Origin of the sequence: Enterobacter cloacae complex sp. 2024EL-00214 (genome assembly GCF_043945575.1) — a bacterium.
GTDB classification, from domain to species: domain Bacteria; phylum Pseudomonadota; class Gammaproteobacteria; order Enterobacterales; family Enterobacteriaceae; genus Enterobacter; species Enterobacter cloacae_P.
Window position 1 is genome coordinate 330868 of the sequence record NZ_JBIMRC010000001.1, and the last position, 15888, is coordinate 346755.

The following is a 15888-nucleotide window of genomic DNA, read 5'->3' on the forward strand; positions in this document are numbered from 1 at the left end:
CTCCTGAGTCAAATACGTATTGCCTGTCCGGCACTGATTTTCGCCAGCATCTGCTGGCTTACCTGGCTAAGATCGACCACTTCGCTCACGCCACCCATATTGATGGCCTCGCGCGGCATGCCGAACACCACACAACTTGCTTCATTCTGCGCAATCGTCCAGGCTCCCGCCTGGTGCATTGCAAGCATTCCGGCGGCACCATCGTTGCCCATCCCCGTCAGGATCACCCCAACGGCGTTGCGCCCCGCATGTTTCGCCACCGAATGAAACAGCACATCCACCGACGGACGGTGCCGGTTGACCGGCGGCCCGTCATGAATTTTGATTTGATAGTTTGCGCCACTGCGCGCCAGTTCCATATGCTTGTCACCCGGCGCAATATAAGCATGTCCGGGGAGCACACGTTCACCGTCTTCCGCCTCTTTCACGCTGATCTGACACAGTTTGTTCAGACGTTCCGCGAACGAGCGGGTAAATCCTGGCGGCATATGCTGAGTAATAAGAATACCCGGGCTTGAAAGCGGCAATGGCTGGAGTACATGGCGAATTGCCTCTGTTCCACCGGTTGATGCACCAATCACCAGCAGTTTTTCCGAGCTGAGTAGCGGGCCGGCCTTCAGTGTTGCCGGAGCGGCTATCGGTTTGTGGGCAGCAAGTTTCGCACGTGACGCGGTACGGATCTTCTCGGCAATCATTTCACTGTAGGCGAGCATCCCTTCACGAATACCCAGCTGCGGTTTGGTGACGAAATCCACCGCCCCCAGCTCCAGCGCGCGCAACGTGATTTCGGAACCTTTCCCGGTCAGTGATGACACCATCACGACCGGCATCGGGCGCAGACGCATCAATTTTTCCAGGAAATCAATGCCATCCATGCGCGGCATTTCGACATCCAGCGTAAGCACGTCGGGGTTATATTTTTTAATTAAATCCCGCGCAACCAAAGGATCTGGCGCGGTTGCCACCATCTCCATATCGCTGTGGCTATTGATAATTTCAGTCATGATCTGGCGCATCAGCGCCGAATCATCGACAGACAATACCCTGATTTTACTCATGCTTTTTCCTTACTCAGTGCATAGACCGTTTGCCCACGCAGGCTAAACTCACGCACGAGGTTGCTAAAGTTTTCCGAATGCCCGGCAAACAGTAAACCGTCAGGCTTGAGCAACGGAACAAAGCGACGCAGAATCTCCTGTTGCGTCGTTTTATCAAAATAAATCATTACGTTACGGCAAAAAATGGCATCAAATGGCCCCGGAACGTTGTACTGCTTATCCAGCAGGTTAACTGGCGCGAATTCAACGCAGTTCGCCAGTTCCTGGCGTACGCGCACCAACCCTTCATGCGGGCCTGTTCCACGCATGAAGTAACGTTGTAGCTGCTGAGGCGACAGCGTTTTCAGTTCATCCTGGCGATAAACTCCGTTGCGAGCCTTCTCCAGCACTTCGGTATCAATATCGCTGGCATACACTTTCCAGCACCCTGGAGCCATGCCCAACGTGTCCGCGAGGGTGATCGCCAGCGAGTACGGCTCTTCACCCGTAGAGGCTGCCGCACTCCAGACGCGATACTCCCCGGTACGACGGCGCGCGTGCTCTGCCAGCACCGGGAAGTGATGTGCTTCCCGGAAGAATGCCGTCAGGTTGGTGGTTAATGAGTTAATAAAAGCCTGCCATTCGGCGCTGTTCTGGTTCGCTTCGAGCATGCTCAGATAGCGCCCAAAATCATCCAGCCCCAGCGTACGCAAGCGCCGAACCAGACGGTTGTAGACCATGTCTCGCTTATGATCGGCAAGCACAATCCCCGCGCGCTGGTAGATTAACTGACATATCCGACGAAAATGCGCGTCGGACAGCGCGAGGCGCTGTGTCATCTGTAACAATAATGACGTTTGCCCTGAGGGCATTGGTGATGTCATAGCGCCTTCTTAATCACATTCAGGATACAACTGGCACGGCCTGCGACCGCCCGACTTCTGATACTGCTTCAACCTGCTCTTTCACATTAAATACAGCGGCAAGCCGCCACGGTTTACATGTCAGTTAAAATGTTTCCCAGTTGTCATCTTGTCCGGTCGCTCCGGCACGCGTACGTGTTGCAGCGGGCGCGGAGGCCGGGGTGTGTTGAGTCGCATGCGGGTCGACCGTATGTCCCGCGAGTGAAGCAAGACGAAATGCCGAGACCGCCATCTTCAGACGGCTGGCCTGATCTTCCAGTGCAGCGGCCGCCGTGGCGGACTCCTGCACCAGCGCGGCGTTTTGCTGTGTCACGCGATCCATTTCCGATACCGCCAGGGCAACCTGGTCGATACCGCGACTTTGCTCATCAGACGCAGAGGCGATTTCACCCATAATGTCTGTTACGCGGGTCACGGCATTCACGATGTCATTCATGGTTTCCCCCGCGCTTTCCACCAGCACTGAGCCGGTATCCACACGAGAGACGGAGTCTTCAATCAGGGCTTTAATCTCTTTTGCCGCATTGGCACTACGGCTGGCGAGGTTACGTACTTCCCCGGCCACCACCGCAAACCCACGGCCCTGTTCACCGGCACGCGCGGCTTCCACGGCAGCGTTCAGTGCCAGAATATTGGTCTGGAACGCAATGCCATCGATAACGCTGATGATGTCGGCAATCTTCTTCGAACTGTCGGCAATTTCATGCATGGTTTTCACCACGCCGTCCACCACACGACCACCGCGCTGTGCCGTCTCGGAGGCACTTTCAGCCAGTTGAGATGCCTGACGGGCGTTATCGGCGTTCTGCTTCACGGTAGCGGTAAGCTCTTCCATGCTGGCGGCCGTCTCTTCCAGCGCAGAAGCCTGCTGCTCAGTACGGGAAGAGAGATCGTTATTCCCCATTGCGATTTCGCTGGTGCCGGTATAGATGGCATCTGAGCCGTTACGCACGTTGGCAACGGTATCAATCAACGAGCGCTGCATATGGTCAACGCTGGTCGCCAGCTCGGTTATCTCATTGCGACCGGAAACGTTCAGCGTTTTGGTCAGGTCACCACCGGCAATTTCACGGATATGGGCAATCACGCGGCCAAGCGGGTTAAGAAGGATATGGCGAATGCCGTACCACACGGCCACCAGCACGATGACCAGGGCCAGCGCCAGAATGGCCATCTGCCATTTGGCAAAACGGTAATCATTCTGACTTTCCGCAAATGCCGTGTGATACAGCTCGCTACTGGCTTTGGCGTACTCGCCCAGTGCCGCACCCAGTGCGTTTTGCATTCCCTGCGTCGGCTGGGCAAAATAGGCGTCCATATTGCCGCCTTCCAGGAACTGAATAAGCTCCGTCAGACCGGCAAAGTAGGCGTTGTATTTTTCGTCAATATTCTGACTCACCTGCTCCATTGCAGGCTGCGGGGTGATCTTCTTAAAGGCGTCGTAATGTTTTGCGGCGTCCGCGAGCGTGGCTCGCGCATTTTTCAACAGATCTGTTTTCGCACTGCTCTGCTGATTGTTTGGATCCATCATCATGCGGGCAGCCGAACGGCTCAGGTTGATGCGCGTTTGCAGCATCAGATCCCAGGTCGAGGTCAGTTCACTCTGCTGCTCGCGCAGATCGTTCGAGGTGACAAAGCTGTCCTGGTTTTGTTTCAACGACGAGAAAAAGAGCCCGCCAGAAGTGAGCTGAAGAAGTGCGAAAATGACCAGCACCATCATGAGCATTGTGACAACGCGGATACGGTTCAACATACAACACCTTCTCATAGATTTATTAACGGTGTTATCGGCACTGCCCACAGGAACTTTACATTTGCGAAAGGGAAAAGCGTGGGGTTAAAACGCAACGTCAACGATCAGCGTATCGCTGTAAGTACCCGCAGGCGGAGTACTCTGGTTGGTAAGGATTTTGGCGGTGTAGTTGTAAGTCCGCAAAAGCCCGTCGGTGCTGACCTGTGAGGACAACGCGCTGGCCCAGCGTTCAGTACCGCTGCCACCCCAGCGGTTGGTTGTGGCTTCTTTATAGATGTCGTAGCTCATGTAGTTACTGCCGCTGACCATCCTGCGCACGTTATTGAGCGCGTTTGCACCATTATTAATACCGATGGTGTAGGTACTGCCTTTGGTGCAGGTCACGGCGACAGCCTGTGAAACGGTCGGGAAACTTTGTACCAGCGGTGCGCTGTTGAAGTTCACATCGGGTGTGCTCATGGTGCTGCAGTCGTTGGTCACGGTCATATTGAGCAGAATGCTGGTCGTCGCCGTGCCGGTTTGCGAGATAGTACAAAGGCCAAGCGCACCGACTGAACAGACGTCATAGTTGACGCTAAAAGTGAGCTGTACCTGGTATGGCCCTGCCGTAACGTTCTGCCCGGGTACCGTGCGAAAATAGAGCGGAATGTTGTACTGTTTTGAGCCCAGCAGACCGAGCAGGGTGTTACCACTCCAGGTATACGCTTTACTGATTTGCACTTCACTGCTGCTCGCGCAGCCCGATAGTCCGCACAGACGCGTGGGGATAACGTCCGTGACGGTCAAATCATCGGTGCGTTTCAGGGTAGCGCGGTTGTTACCTGATACCGACGCCGCCGTGTAGTTGAGCGTTATCGAGTCGTTAGTCAGCAGGTTAAGCACCGCATCACAGGACACAACCAGCGTACCGGTCGTTTCCACTTCCCCGGTGCCGCTGAGGGCAAATGAACTGACGCTGCCAAAAGACGCATTCACCGTACTGACGGTACACGCCGCCCAGCTACCGCCGGAGATAAGCAGTAAAATCCACAGCAGCACGCGCTTCATGGCTGCTCCCGGCAAACCAGTGGACCATAAGTTTTCAGCTTGTGTTCCGGGTTTGCATCCACTGTCAGCGTGGCCTGACAGTGCTTCCCGTCGTGTAGCGCGGCGAAATTTTTCGCACCGAAACGCATTAAATTATGCACCGCAGCAAGAGAGCGAAAAACAGCTTTTGCGCACGGTGCAAATTAAAACGCCACGCTGCTTATCTCATTCAAATGATGAAGCCGGGAACCTACGATAAAGGGTGGATATACCAGCATCAAAAATAAGCGCAACTCGCTGGCGTGGCTCTCCAGATGCAATTAATCTTCCCATCTGCTCCCACTGTTCCGATGTAAACTTTGGGCGTCTTCCTCCCACCCTACCTTGAGCCCTGGCAGCCGCAAGACCGGCTCTTGTGCGTTCCACAATTAACTCACGCTCCATCTCAGCCAGTGCCCCCATAACGTGAAAGAAGAAACGTCCCATTGGCGTTGACGTATCTATACTGTCTGTCAGGCTGCGAAAATTTATATCTCGCTCCCGCAACTCCTCTACCAGCAGGACAAGATGCCGCATGCTGCGCCCAAGGCGATCTAGTTTCCATACCACAAGCGTATCCCCCTTTCTCAGGGTCTTAAGCACGCGCTTTAGCCCTGGGCGCTCCGAGGTCTTTCCGCTGATCTTGTCTTCAAAAATCAGTTCACATCCTGCGCATTCCAGCGCGGTTCGCTGCAATGCGGTGTTCTGGTCATTTGTTGACACCCTGATATACCCAATAAGCATGGTTTATTCCCTGCAAAAGGCAGAAAGCATGCCACTGGTGAGCTAGATGGTCATTCTCAAAAATGTTGGTTTGGGAACAGCGGCAACGAAGAACGTAGGAGTCGGTGCCGGACAGATACCTGACATGTCCAGCTTTACCAACGCGAGTGGGTGGCAAAAATTGCCAGGTGGGAAAATCTTACAGTGGGGAAAAGCAGGTTTTCCTGTTGGGCAAACTCAGATTTCAGTTCCTTTTCCTATCAATTTCCCCAGTGTGGTAAGCAATATCCAGCTTACATTTGCCGATATTAACTTTTCTGGTGGAACCCCCTCGCCAACTTTAGCGGTGGTAAATAACACCGTTAACGGTGCAGGGTTTGGGGCGTACATGTCCGGTGCTGGTGGTTTCAACGCATACTTTTTTGCTATTGGGAGCTAACGTGAACACATATTTTTATAGCGCTAAACATAACAGCTTTTTCCCGCTTGAGCTTAAAGATGATTATATCAATGGTATTGGTTGGCCGGAGGATGCGGTCGAAGTAACAAACGCTATTTATATTGAATATAGCGAAGAACCACCAAAGGGGAAAATAAGAGTTGCTGGTAAAAATGGGATGCCGGAATGGGAAGACATCCCTCCACTGACACACGAAGAGGTTGTGGCTCAGGCGAGGGTTGAAAAACAGAATCGGATTAGTGCTGCAAACGACTACATTAACAGTAATCAATGGCCGGGAAAGGCGGCTATGGGCCGCCTTAAAGATACAGATAAAGCAAAATATAACGCTTGGTTGGACTATCTGGATAATATTGAAGCCGTAGATATCTCAGCGGCCCCGGATATTACCTGGCCTACTCCCCCGGCGGTGTAGGCCATTCGATGGCAGGTGCACTGGAGGTATCGACAGCTTCCAGTGCATCAAGATAATCAAGCCACAGATTATACTGTGTTAGTTCGTCTCCTTTCAGTCGACCAATTGCTGCTTTACCCGGCCATTGTTTGCTGTTCATAAATTCGTTAGCCAAGTCTATTCGCTGTTGTTTTTCTGCTCCAGCTGCTGCGACTAGCTCATCGTGTGTTGGTGGGGGAATATCTGCCCATGCCGGACCGTTAGCCCCAGGAACCATTTTTTTGGTAGTTGAGCCAGCCATAAATTCATTATAAACCGCTTCGGTTATCTCAATTAAATCATGCCCTTTATAATCCTCTGCAGTTTTTTCAAGAAGAAATCCATTAAGTGACGGGCTGTAATATATTTTCATTAATTAATACCCCAATACAAAATACATACATACAATAGAACTATTCGCAAGAGCTATCCCCGATTTGGTGTTGCGGACTGCAAAGCTAGCCTTACTAACGGGGGCTGTAGTAGATGGATAAGATGAAAAGATGTATGGGTCGCTGTCTCCTGCGTATGATATTTTGCTTTGATGGGCTTCCGCATATATAAATCCAGTGGGGAATGTGTCCGGGAGCGTCAGGAACACGTTGCCTTGCGCATCTGTAGGTGCTAATTGCTGGCCACACATAAGCTTGTAACCACCAGGAAGATTCAAGACTATCGACGTGGCAGATCTTGACGAGACGAAACTGGACATATCGGGTATCTGCCCGGAGCTGGTACCGACGTTCTTCGTTGCCGCTGTTCCCAAACCAAGGTATGTGAGAACGTCAGCAACCGTTGCTTTACCGATGATGTCCCGACCAATGCTGGATAACGCTGTTAAAGCGGCAGCATCAGCGGCGGTGAAATATGGGAGTTTATTGGCCCCCCCGACCAGAGTGGAAAGCGCTCCCAAAGTATCGTTAAATGGGGCATAAAGTTTATTCAACGCAGCTAACAGCTGGCCTGCTGTCGATGCTGGTTCCATTGCCGCTGCTGTAAGAATGGCAATCAGCTCACTTTGTGTATCGCGGATAGCGGCTTGTTCATTATTAAGGTGTTCAGCATCAACTATGGTTCCCAGCTCACCAGTGAGCGGATTACCATCATGGAAAAGATTATCCGGCGTCTGCACCGGTGGCATTAAGGGCCGCATTATTCATTCTCCTGATATGCGAAGTAGCAAAATGTATGAGCTGGTTTGAGATCGCGGAAGACTTGTTCAATGACCGGATCACCAAAGGTAGTCAGGCGCTCACCTGCTGCTGAGCTGCCTGAGCGGAAGCGATAGGATTGCGTTCCTGAGTTCTGAATATTGACGCGCCAGACCCAGATAATGTCTTCAACCCAGAGGCGATCACCGGCGCGGTTAACTCCCGCCCTGAAAGGTTGCGGTTCATCAATTGTGATGATGTAGCCAAGGTTACTGGCCAACTGAATAAAGTACGGAATACTGAGACCACCAACCTCGGCCAGTTTGGCCAGCACACGCTGCTGGCGTTGCTGGTATGTCGCACCTTCAGCAGGAGTAAGGTCCAGGACGCGTTCCCAGTCAGACAAAAGGCTGCGTGCATAAAATGGAGTAACTCCACCTTCAACAAGCCCTGCAGACGCATCGAGAGTCTCAAAAACACCTGATTCAGATCGCAATGATGCATCAAGCAGAGGCTGGCCCGGACTGTACGAAACGAGTGGCAGCAGACGATTTAACAGCGTGAAGTAGCTCATAGCAGCTCTACCTCCACATTTCCTAATCTAAGCCATTCGACTTTCGTGGAATCGATTACAGGCTGAATATTTGCGGATGGTGTAACGATGTCATAGTCGGTAATACCAGGAATGAGAGAAATCAATGTCCCCGCCTGGCTGCGAATAAAAGCCACTCCCGGCTCACGGCGCGAGTCATCGTCCTCAAGCGTTCCGGTGATAGCCTGTTTGGCTGCGGCGAGGGTGATGCCTTCCAGTGATACCTTTACGAGCACGTCAAATGTACGGATGGCAGGCATGAGAACCAGCGTGTTTTTTGCTGTAACAGGCCGGACATCGTCAATGTGAGCCTGTGTCCTGTCGATCACATCCTGAGAAGGCAGCCCACCTGCAGACGTGATCACAACATCAACAGTACCCAGCCCACGACGCAACGGGTAAACATATGCGGCGGATACGCCGGATACTTCCAGGGCCCAGCGTTTGTAATCATATTTATTACCACCTGCAGGAGGTCGGCGAATGATTTCTAGCAGACGGGCAAGCAGCTCCGCATCAGTTTCCTCATCCGTACCGCCAGTCATCAGACCTACGGTCACTGTGCTGTCAAACCCGTCAGGTGTAGTGGTCAGCGTTGCCGATGTGACTGAGGTGGTGTTACCCGCAGTCCCTGACAGTGATGACATGGCATTTACGGATGCTTTTCCATCCGGCCCGATAGTAATTTCTTCGGTTGTTGTCCATGAAACACTGTCGCGTTTGAACACAAGACCGGCGGCAGCTAAGGCTCCCGGTTCGCCGGTAAATGTAGCGGGCCCGGAGGCGTTATTTGCTGCTTTTTTACTTAAACCACGTAAGCGGGCATGCAGATAGAGAAATTCAGAATCAGCTGTATCCGGGAATATCTGACGGACTATCCATCCCTGATGCTGATAAAGCCCTTCGGCAACGCTGGCCACACTTGACGCCCGGACATACCAGTCGCTGTCTGGCCCCAGCTTGTCATCTGACAACTGCAGGAGATTTTTGATATCCCGCAGAATGTCGGTGCGAATTTGCGCGGCATTTTTGGTAATGAATGGCATCAGCTGACCTTAACCGGAAATTTCCAGGTCTGCGGCGTTCCGCTCGCGGACGTGACGATTATATGAAGCAGCATCCAGCCTTTTTGCCAGTGCTCTGCAGTAATGGAAATAGACCGGGCGCGACCGTCATCAATAATCGGCTGCAGGGCCTGCTGCGAATACTGCACCGCGAGTTTCTGAACGCGGGACACATCCTTTTCGCGGCGCAGTGTATGTAAAAGAGAGCCCAGTGCTGGCTCAGCCCACCATGAGCCAAGGGGCGTCATCAGCCTTAAATAGACGGCATTCGCTAAAGTGTCTGAGCTGTCGCCGGTATAATCGCCGGTCGTTGGGTCAATCAACATTTCCATGCCGTAATACTATCGGCATGGAAATTTAAATTATCGGTGAAGGGGTTCAGTGGGTATTGCTTTTGAAGGAGAACTTACGTTACCACAAATTACATTTGCTGATTAGGTTTCTGCGTTGTGCCTGCATCGCCGCCGTGGTTGTGGTCGTGACCGTCATAAGTCTCACGCATGGTGTTCGGCGTAGATTTCCCGTCAGCGACTTCATTACTGCCTTTCAGCAGTGGTGTATCAAAATCTGCCCGCTCTGAGGCTGTGGTTTTATACGTTTTTGTATTAACAATATGCTCTTCGGTATTCACGATATGTTTTTTAGTATTAACAATATATTCATCACAGTTCACTTCAATAATTTTCCCGCGCTTCAGGATAATGTTGCTGCCTTCATCCGAATAAATGGCAAGCTCACCACTTTTCAGGCTCTTTAGCCTGTATGAAGCGTGTTCCGTGGCAATAACCACGCTATGACTGGTGCGCCCGTTCAGCGGGAGCATAATGGCTTTAGTGCCCCTGGGCGGGTTGGATGTAAAACCGTATTGCTGGAACATCTCCACATCCTGCAGGGACTCCGTAGCCAGACCTTTACCCTGAATGGTCTGAATATCACCGCCGCTGTTAACCCTTATTAAAACGCCCCTGAAGGCCTGTCTTATACGGTTTAACGCCGTGTTAATACGCGAATCAATTTTGCTCCACATCGATAATCTCCAGCTCTTTATTTACCTTGGCGCGGCGTTTACGTGATTTCCGTTTTTTCGGATAAGCATCCGGTATCCATATTCCATCCTCTTTGAGACGCAGGGTGGTAATGGTGTTGTCTGGCCGTCCACCTGAAAACTCTCTTCCCATGAGGAAGTAAATGTCATCAATGCCATGTGACTCGCTTCGGACACGGATACGCTGGCCCGGTTGCCATAACTTACCGTTCTCCATGCGATGGCCTTTAACAATAGCTGTCAGATCAAACCCGTTCAGGCGGGCATCGGCCATGGCCTTTCTTGCGCGATAATCAACCTGTGCCTGGTTATCAGCATCACCGGCAACCATAATTTGCGGACGGTAAAATGGTACGGTACTGTCCCGAACGGTGCTGCGTAAGCCATGAAAGCCATTCTCTGCAGAGCCGGTGCTGTCATAAATATCATCGGCATCATCGTCGTCTTCTGCGTCAGCGCTCTGGCCATCAACGTCAATAACATCGAGCTTCCCGGATTTTTTCCCCTGACCGTGTCCCTGTGCCAGCATTGTCAGTTCAGAGAACGCCCCGGTAATGGATGACCGGTCACTGAGATCGAGGACGTTGTTTCCCCGACCGTCACGATTAAGAATCAGCGTGGCCACCGAGTCTTTTGTGTAGTCCGGCCCACCAATAACCAGCGTGCCATCTGGCTCAAACCATGGCCATAACCCGCGTGCAGCAGCTGCACGCTCAAGCGTATCCCACGCACGTTCTCCGGGTTCAACGCTGACCTTGTCATTACGCAGGGAAGTCTCAGCCTCAATGCGGATGTTTGTCACCCCCAGCGGCCTGACTACCTGGGCGATCACTTCTTCAAGACTGAGCTGACGGGAGGTGAAAACTGGTGAAGCGCAGTCAACAAGCACGGCAGCGCCATCGCGACCGGAAAGCGATAAAGAGACCTGCTGACGGGATACGCGGCGCTGAACCACATCCACCCGACCGGACATCACCACATCATTACCCACCCTGACCAGTACCGGCACACCTCGTTTAATGGCCGCCGGAAAAATACCGTCAGGCAGCCCAAGCGTTACGCTCCAGGCATCGGAGGGGATCAGAAAATCGGAGTCAATCTGATAGCGGCTCCATGCACTGTGGATTTTGCCATCAATAACCAGGCTCACCGTATTCTGCGAATCTTTATCTTGAGTAGGCATTCAGAATGTCACCGGCTTTGATGTTGTTAGGATTACGTAATGTCGGATTAAGGCGCAGCAGCTCGGCGGCGCGGGTGTAGTCCTCGTACCACAAGTGGGCCAGCAAATGCAGGTTGGTGTCGGACAATATCACTCGCGTCGTCAGTGGCGGTCTGCTGGTAATAACGGCTGCGCCCAACTCCTGAACAGTCAGGGCAATATCCTTGAGGCTTTCAACCACGGGTTGCCATGTCACGCCACCCGGTGTTTCACCGGCGCTCACGTTTTGCGTATCGGCAGCAAAGGTGTCCCGCGTCTGGTCGATTGCCGTCTGAATGGCCGTCCTGGTGTCGTTGGTGATCTGCTCAATATCGACAGGCGACAGAATATCGCTGATGCTGCTGTCACTGAGTATGTCGGAAGCATCAAGCGCCAGCTGGATTGCAACCTGGATTTTTACCGCCGTTACCAGCTCAGTGATATCAGACGTTGATGATCCCGCCGGAACGGTGACGGCAACAGTCTTTTGCCCGGTCACGATTTGCTGAGGTAATGCGGCCACCTCCTGCAGATTGTTACGGCCATTCTTCCAGTCGGCCATCACGATGCCCGCTGTACCGGAAACGTCTGAAGACTGTGAATAGCTTCCTGGATTATTACTGACACTTGATTTGGACTGAAACGACGTCAGGCTCAGCGCACTCTGCAGGTCATTCATGAACGCTTTCGGGTAATTAACAAAATCCGAGGTGGTACTGACAAATCCCGTCAGTTCCCCCTTAAGTACGGTAACCATATTCAGCGTCGTGGTTGCCAGCGATTTCGCTTTCTTCATCCACTTTTTCGCTGTACGCAGAGGCGAGAGAATATTGTCGATGGCCGTCTGGGCTTTCTCCAGAGCAGATTGCGCCTGGTTGAAAATGATATCGGCCTTCGACAGCGGGAAGTCGCTGCCAAAGAAAGGCAGATTAAGTCCACCCTGGATAAAGACCACTTCGACAACGCAGTAATCAACGTTCTCCGCTTCATGCGATGCCTGATACTCAATGCACTGCATGCCCGTCATGGAGCCGAAAACCGGGTGGATTAACTCCGCGCTACCGCGTGTATCCAGCGCGGCCAGAAACGCCTGCAGTCGCACTTCGTAATCGTCACCCCAGAAAAGGACCGTCATTCGCAGGTTACGAGGCTTGCGGCCAAGGTCATCAACATCGCCGCCGTCCACATAGGGATACTCATAGGTCGCAATGTCGCGGCTGGCGCTGTCACGGGTATTAACCACATCGAAGCGGACGCCCCTGAATGAGGCATCCTGTAATGAATCTTCCCAGCTCACTGCGGGCCTCCTGTTGAGCCGCGAACGGATTGTTCGCCGTTGTATTCATTAACAGCTGATGCTATTTCACGACCGTCCAGTATCAGCTTTGTGGTGAGGTTAATGGGTTGTGATTTTTGTTGCTGCTGAGGCAACAGATAAGACGGCACGCCTGTTGCTGCAGGTGTGTTTTGCCCTATAGTGGCAGGTGAACTCCACCAGGATTTGACCATTGAAAAGAGATCAACATCGAAAAGAGGTTTCTTGTTATTCTCTTTTTCCTGAAACTTTTGTCTAAAAAGCTCGCCAGTAGTGATCCCTTTTGATTTAGCTTCCTCGTCAGCAGAATCGAATTTATCCTGGGCAGACTCATAAATAATATTTGCCACATTTGCATATGAAGCCCATTTTCCTAACTGGCCTGGCAAATCACTACTTCCCCCCAAAAATTTGTCAAGGAAGCCTTCTTTATCGCCGCCGATTTCCTGAGCATTAGTTACATAAACAGGTACGGCATTGTTGCCAGAAGCACCTTCCGCGAGAATTTCAAGGGGATTTGAGCCTGCTGGCTTGCCCCCAGCCCCTCCCCGTCCTGACATCCATTTTATCGCACCAAATACCGCCGCAGCCGCAGCCATTGCTTTAATTCCAATAGCTGCATCAGAAACAGCCCTGGTTAAACCAGGATATTCCTCTGCATACTTCAGTAATTTATCTGAAAGATATCCCAGGGAATCTGATAACGGCTTGACTGAATCCATCTCCTGAAAGTCTCTCTCGTTATCAAGTTGTCCCAGTTTGAATCCAGGTTGTTCCGACATTAACAAAAAACTAAGATCGCCAGCCGTTTTTCCATCTGATAAGTTACGTTGAGAATTAGCTTCTGAAATAACACCCTGCGTATAGGATTTGTTACCTCTGTATCCCAGGAGTGCAAGTAAAGCCTGTTGGTCTGCAATTATTTTTCCAATACCTGACCCTTCCAGTATTTTTGCTTGAGAGTTAATAATTTCTCTTTTTTCGTTTTCAGGCGCTATTTTAAGTTTTTCTTCTAGCCTTTTATAAGCAGGATTAGATGCAACAACCTTATCTACAATTTGGTTAAATGTTTCGAGAGGATTAACTCCTTTACCAACACCTTTGGCGAGACTACCTGAAAGATCGATTCCTCGACCACTCGGTAATTTTACTCTTGCGGCGGCATTAGCGGCATCCTGGCTATTTAATTTCAAGAGAAGATTATTAAGATTGTTACCTGCCTGGTCAGGAGAGCCAGCGGTAATGGCTGATGCCTGATTCCAACCCAATAACACTGCAAAGTCGTCCAGACCTTTCATACCAGCATTACCGGCGCTTGCAAGTTGTGATGGAAGCCACTTTGCCATATCCTTCAACTCAAATGAACCGTTTTGTCCGGCACTGATCGACATATTGAGTGCTTTATCAAGCTCTGTATCCTGAATTCCAAATGACTGTTTTAATTTAATTGCGATATTTGCAAGGTCAGCGGGAGCTGCTCCCGTTGCAGTTGAGTATTTTTGAATCAAAGGCAATATTGATTTCGCCGATTGCATGCTTACAGAGCCTGATGCAAGCATTGCATCCAGAGTCTCTGCTGCTGATTCTTTAGTCCCGCCACCAGTTTTAACTGAATGACGAATAAGGGAATCCATTTCATTCATACCAGTGCGCCGGCCCTCCAGGCCCTGATCTGCATAGGCTGTGTTAGCCATCATTGCCAGTCTCTGCTGGTAACTCATTTGATTCGAGACCGGACGGACCAGTGTAGCGCCTGCTGCCATGACCCCACCGGCTACAGCTGAGATAGTTGAGCCCGCAGTACCTAGTTTTTGCATTCGGCTCATACCTTCACCAACACCGTTCAATTCACTGCGCAAATTGCGCACTTTATCTTTCATGGCAGAGAAGGCTCTTGTCTGCTCATTAGCGGACAGTGCACCGGTACGAGATAAGCGGTTATAGGCGGCCATAGTCTGCTGTATTTCGCGCTGAATCTCTCGCTCTGAACGAATACCAAGGGTAGATCGCGCCGAACTGGCGCGACGGTATTCGTCCTGAAGAGAACGGGAGGAGCGAATCGCTGTGGCTGCGTTCTGCTGGCGGGATTTCGCCAGCTCATCATCGGTTTTTTGCGCCGCTTTGGTATCACGACTGATACCCTGCAGTGCCTGCTTAAGCACTTTGGAGCCGGTATCACGTGCCAGCAACTGCAGCGCCAGTTGTAAGTTACGCGCCATGGGTTATCTCCGTTTGCCGACTTTCTTCAGGCGTTGCGATTTGGCCGTACGGGTTGTGCGGGTGGTAGTTTGCCCGGTTTTCTTTCCGTGTAACCGGGCAAGTGCTTCGGTGTAGCCGTCGAGTTCCGTTCGTGTCATGCTTCCGATTTGCTGCTCACTGATCCCGTATCGTCCGAGTGCGAGGACGAGGGTTCGGTAGCCGGTGAGTTTTTGTTCAAATCCATCCGCTTTTTTTTAACAGCGTTAATCTGAGCATCAATGATGTCAAAGTCATCATCATTCAACTCATCAAGGAGTAACTCTGGTGTTATGTCTTCCTTATTCAGTGAACCAAGTTCTTCAATTGCCTGTGCCATCAGCGCTACACGATAATACATCCCCGCCGAAGCCCCTTCGGTTGTTCCGCAAGCCTCATCCGTGAGACGCAGGGCTTCAATAGTGTCCCTGACAACAGGCAGCCTGACGGCAAAGTCAAAATGGACTTTATCACCGTATTTAACGCCATATAAAAGCTGCTGCTTTTCCATTTATTCCTCCACCCGACGAAGCGCATTCATGGTGATATCGCGCTTCGCTTCGTTGTCGACGGTATACTGAGCCCCGGCCTGAGTGCTGAAGCAGTCCAGGTAAGAAACACGTTTACCGCTGCTGTTGAGTGGATACTGGGTGATTTTCGCACCTTCAATACCGCCCCAGTTCAGGTCGCCGGATTCCGGGATGACCACCGTAACGGTCAGCTGGATCTCTTCGATGCCACGGGAGAAACCTTTGGCCCGGCCCGTTTTGTTCATCGTCTTCACAAGCTTTCGCCCGGTGGTCACATCTTCCTTGAGGTCGGTCACTTCAATTTCCTGGCCGTCGACTTCCATGACGATCGCGCCAACATATTCTTCAAGAGCCATTCTGG

At 51.6% G+C, this 15888-nt stretch carries 20 protein-coding genes; 2 read left to right on the forward strand and 18 right to left on the reverse strand.

Features of this window, described 5'->3' with window-relative positions; genetic code table 11:
• Nucleotides 1-8: 8 nt before the first annotated feature.
• From ACHHZ6_RS01570 to ACHHZ6_RS01595, 6 genes are all read right to left on the reverse strand, one after another.
• Nucleotides 9-1058 (reverse strand): chemotaxis response regulator protein-glutamate methylesterase, encoded by a 1050-nt coding sequence (locus ACHHZ6_RS01570; protein ID WP_182271840.1) that lies wholly within the window; start codon nucleotides 1056-1058, stop codon nucleotides 9-11.
• Nucleotides 1055-1921, reverse strand: a complete 867-nt coding sequence (gene cheR / locus ACHHZ6_RS01575) for a protein-glutamate O-methyltransferase CheR (RefSeq protein WP_395121634.1) — start codon at nucleotides 1919-1921, stop codon at nucleotides 1055-1057. Before cheR ends, ACHHZ6_RS01570 begins: the two co-directional genes overlap by 4 nt.
• Nucleotides 1922-2045: 124 nt before the next feature.
• Nucleotides 2046-3713 carry a methyl-accepting chemotaxis protein II gene (tar, locus tag ACHHZ6_RS01580; RefSeq protein WP_182919874.1) on the reverse strand — a complete coding sequence of 556 codons (1668 nt, stop codon included), beginning with the start codon at nucleotides 3711-3713 and terminating at the stop codon, nucleotides 2046-2048.
• Between the two features lie 84 nt (nucleotides 3714-3797).
• Entirely contained in the window at nucleotides 3798-4760 is a 963-nt protein-coding gene (locus ACHHZ6_RS01585) for a spore coat U domain-containing protein (RefSeq protein WP_182271843.1), read from the reverse strand.
• Entirely contained in the window at nucleotides 4757-4888 is a 132-nt protein-coding gene (locus ACHHZ6_RS01590; RefSeq protein ID WP_395121673.1) for a hypothetical protein, read from the reverse strand. The genes ACHHZ6_RS01585 and ACHHZ6_RS01590 overlap by 4 nt, the downstream gene beginning before the upstream one ends.
• 76 nt (nucleotides 4889-4964) lie before the next feature.
• A complete protein-coding gene (locus tag ACHHZ6_RS01595; RefSeq protein WP_395121635.1) occupies nucleotides 4965-5522 on the reverse strand; it encodes a recombinase family protein in 558 nt (185 codons plus the stop codon).
• A gap of 46 nt (nucleotides 5523-5568) precedes the next feature.
• Here ACHHZ6_RS01595 and ACHHZ6_RS01600 point away from each other — a divergent pair, with 46 nt between their 5' ends.
• Together ACHHZ6_RS01600 and ACHHZ6_RS01605 are read left to right on the forward strand one after the other, a co-directional pair.
• Nucleotides 5569-5940, forward strand: a complete 372-nt coding sequence (locus ACHHZ6_RS01600) for a hypothetical protein (RefSeq protein WP_395121636.1) — start codon at nucleotides 5569-5571, stop codon at nucleotides 5938-5940.
• Nucleotide 5941: 1 nt separating this feature from the next.
• Nucleotides 5942-6376, forward strand: a complete 435-nt coding sequence (locus ACHHZ6_RS01605; RefSeq protein WP_315425517.1) for a tail fiber assembly protein — start codon at nucleotides 5942-5944, stop codon at nucleotides 6374-6376.
• Here ACHHZ6_RS01605 and ACHHZ6_RS01610 read toward each other — a convergent pair.
• The 12 genes from ACHHZ6_RS01610 to ACHHZ6_RS01665 all read right to left on the reverse strand — a co-directional run bounded on the left by ACHHZ6_RS01610 (nucleotide 6357) and on the right by ACHHZ6_RS01665 (nucleotide 15883).
• A complete protein-coding gene (locus ACHHZ6_RS01610; RefSeq protein WP_395121637.1) occupies nucleotides 6357-6767 on the reverse strand; it encodes a tail fiber assembly protein in 411 nt (136 codons plus the stop codon). The two genes, ACHHZ6_RS01605 and ACHHZ6_RS01610, sit on opposite strands and share 20 nt — an antisense overlap.
• Before the next feature lie 3 nt (nucleotides 6768-6770).
• On the reverse strand, nucleotides 6771-7547 hold the full coding sequence (locus ACHHZ6_RS01615) for a hypothetical protein (RefSeq protein ID WP_395121638.1): 777 nt from the start codon (nucleotides 7545-7547) through the stop codon (nucleotides 6771-6773).
• The gene (locus ACHHZ6_RS01620) at nucleotides 7547-8119 is read right to left on the reverse strand and encodes a YmfQ family protein (protein WP_065944679.1); all 573 of its coding nucleotides are present in this window, start codon (nucleotides 8117-8119) and stop codon (nucleotides 7547-7549) included. Before ACHHZ6_RS01620 ends, ACHHZ6_RS01615 begins: the two co-directional genes overlap by 1 nt.
• Complete coding sequence (locus ACHHZ6_RS01625) at nucleotides 8116-9183, reverse strand: baseplate J/gp47 family protein (RefSeq protein WP_060570681.1); 1068 nt, start codon at nucleotides 9181-9183, stop codon at nucleotides 8116-8118. Before ACHHZ6_RS01625 ends, ACHHZ6_RS01620 begins: the two co-directional genes overlap by 4 nt.
• Nucleotides 9183-9533 (reverse strand): phage GP46 family protein, encoded by a 351-nt coding sequence (locus ACHHZ6_RS01630; protein WP_060570682.1) that lies wholly within the window; start codon nucleotides 9531-9533, stop codon nucleotides 9183-9185. The genes ACHHZ6_RS01625 and ACHHZ6_RS01630 overlap by 1 nt, the downstream gene beginning before the upstream one ends.
• 89 nt (nucleotides 9534-9622) lie before the next feature.
• Nucleotides 9623-10228 carry a phage baseplate assembly protein V gene (locus ACHHZ6_RS01635; protein ID WP_395121639.1) on the reverse strand — a complete coding sequence of 202 codons (606 nt, stop codon included), beginning with the start codon at nucleotides 10226-10228 and terminating at the stop codon, nucleotides 9623-9625.
• Nucleotides 10212-11429: a phage baseplate assembly protein gene (locus tag ACHHZ6_RS01640; RefSeq protein WP_060570684.1), complete on the reverse strand. Its 1218-nt coding sequence runs from the start codon at nucleotides 11427-11429 to the stop codon at nucleotides 10212-10214. The genes ACHHZ6_RS01635 and ACHHZ6_RS01640 overlap by 17 nt, the downstream gene beginning before the upstream one ends.
• Nucleotides 11413-12744, reverse strand: a complete 1332-nt coding sequence (locus tag ACHHZ6_RS01645; RefSeq protein WP_060570685.1) for a DNA circularization protein — start codon at nucleotides 12742-12744, stop codon at nucleotides 11413-11415. Before ACHHZ6_RS01645 ends, ACHHZ6_RS01640 begins: the two co-directional genes overlap by 17 nt.
• Nucleotides 12741-14981, reverse strand: coding sequence for a phage tail tape measure protein (locus ACHHZ6_RS01650; RefSeq protein ID WP_045261511.1), 2241 nt, complete (start codon nucleotides 14979-14981; stop codon nucleotides 12741-12743). Before ACHHZ6_RS01650 ends, ACHHZ6_RS01645 begins: the two co-directional genes overlap by 4 nt.
• A gap of 3 nt (nucleotides 14982-14984) precedes the next feature.
• Nucleotides 14985-15119: a hypothetical protein gene (locus tag ACHHZ6_RS01655; protein WP_262153027.1), complete on the reverse strand. Its 135-nt coding sequence runs from the start codon at nucleotides 15117-15119 to the stop codon at nucleotides 14985-14987.
• Complete coding sequence (locus ACHHZ6_RS01660) at nucleotides 15116-15508, reverse strand: hypothetical protein (RefSeq protein WP_045261512.1); 393 nt, start codon at nucleotides 15506-15508, stop codon at nucleotides 15116-15118. The genes ACHHZ6_RS01655 and ACHHZ6_RS01660 overlap by 4 nt, the downstream gene beginning before the upstream one ends.
• Nucleotides 15509-15883 carry a hypothetical protein gene (locus ACHHZ6_RS01665; RefSeq protein WP_023311695.1) on the reverse strand — a complete coding sequence of 125 codons (375 nt, stop codon included), beginning with the start codon at nucleotides 15881-15883 and terminating at the stop codon, nucleotides 15509-15511.
• Nucleotides 15884-15888: the final 5 nt, after the last annotated feature.

What these genes read in the sequence shown, in the direction of transcription:
- ACHHZ6_RS01610 (WP_395121637.1), bottom strand. Translation starts at nt 6,767, where the DNA reads ATGAAAATATATTACAGCCCGTCACTTAATGGATTTCTTCTTGAAAAA.
- ACHHZ6_RS01660 (WP_045261512.1), bottom strand. Translation starts at nt 15,508, where the DNA reads ATGGAAAAGCAGCAGCTTTTATATGGCGTTAAATACGGTGATAAAGTC.
- ACHHZ6_RS01640 (WP_060570684.1), bottom strand. Translation starts at nt 11,429, where the DNA reads ATGCCTACTCAAGATAAAGATTCGCAGAATACGGTGAGCCTGGTTATT.
- ACHHZ6_RS01570 (WP_182271840.1), bottom strand. Translation starts at nt 1,058, where the DNA reads ATGAGTAAAATCAGGGTATTGTCTGTCGATGATTCGGCGCTGATGCGC.
- tar (WP_182919874.1), bottom strand. Translation starts at nt 3,713, where the DNA reads ATGTTGAACCGTATCCGCGTTGTCACAATGCTCATGATGGTGCTGGTC.
- ACHHZ6_RS01620 (WP_065944679.1), bottom strand. Translation starts at nt 8,119, where the DNA reads ATGAGCTACTTCACGCTGTTAAATCGTCTGCTGCCACTCGTTTCGTAC.
- cheR (WP_395121634.1), bottom strand. Translation starts at nt 1,921, where the DNA reads ATGACATCACCAATGCCCTCAGGGCAAACGTCATTATTGTTACAGATG.
- ACHHZ6_RS01600 (WP_395121636.1), top strand. Translation starts at nt 5,569, where the DNA reads ATGGTCATTCTCAAAAATGTTGGTTTGGGAACAGCGGCAACGAAGAAC.
- ACHHZ6_RS01615 (WP_395121638.1), bottom strand. Translation starts at nt 7,547, where the DNA reads ATGCGGCCCTTAATGCCACCGGTGCAGACGCCGGATAATCTTTTCCAT.
- ACHHZ6_RS01650 (WP_045261511.1), bottom strand. Translation starts at nt 14,981, where the DNA reads ATGGCGCGTAACTTACAACTGGCGCTGCAGTTGCTGGCACGTGATACC.
- ACHHZ6_RS01655 (WP_262153027.1), bottom strand. Translation starts at nt 15,119, where the DNA reads ATGACACGAACGGAACTCGACGGCTACACCGAAGCACTTGCCCGGTTA.
- ACHHZ6_RS01590 (WP_395121673.1), bottom strand. Translation starts at nt 4,888, where the DNA reads ATGCGTTTCGGTGCGAAAAATTTCGCCGCGCTACACGACGGGAAGCAC.
- ACHHZ6_RS01665 (WP_023311695.1), bottom strand. Translation starts at nt 15,883, where the DNA reads ATGGCTCTTGAAGAATATGTTGGCGCGATCGTCATGGAAGTCGACGGC.
- ACHHZ6_RS01595 (WP_395121635.1), bottom strand. Translation starts at nt 5,522, where the DNA reads ATGCTTATTGGGTATATCAGGGTGTCAACAAATGACCAGAACACCGCA.
- ACHHZ6_RS01625 (WP_060570681.1), bottom strand. Translation starts at nt 9,183, where the DNA reads ATGCCATTCATTACCAAAAATGCCGCGCAAATTCGCACCGACATTCTG.
- ACHHZ6_RS01630 (WP_060570682.1), bottom strand. Translation starts at nt 9,533, where the DNA reads ATGGAAATGTTGATTGACCCAACGACCGGCGATTATACCGGCGACAGC.
- ACHHZ6_RS01635 (WP_395121639.1), bottom strand. Translation starts at nt 10,228, where the DNA reads ATGTGGAGCAAAATTGATTCGCGTATTAACACGGCGTTAAACCGTATA.
- ACHHZ6_RS01585 (WP_182271843.1), bottom strand. Translation starts at nt 4,760, where the DNA reads ATGAAGCGCGTGCTGCTGTGGATTTTACTGCTTATCTCCGGCGGTAGC.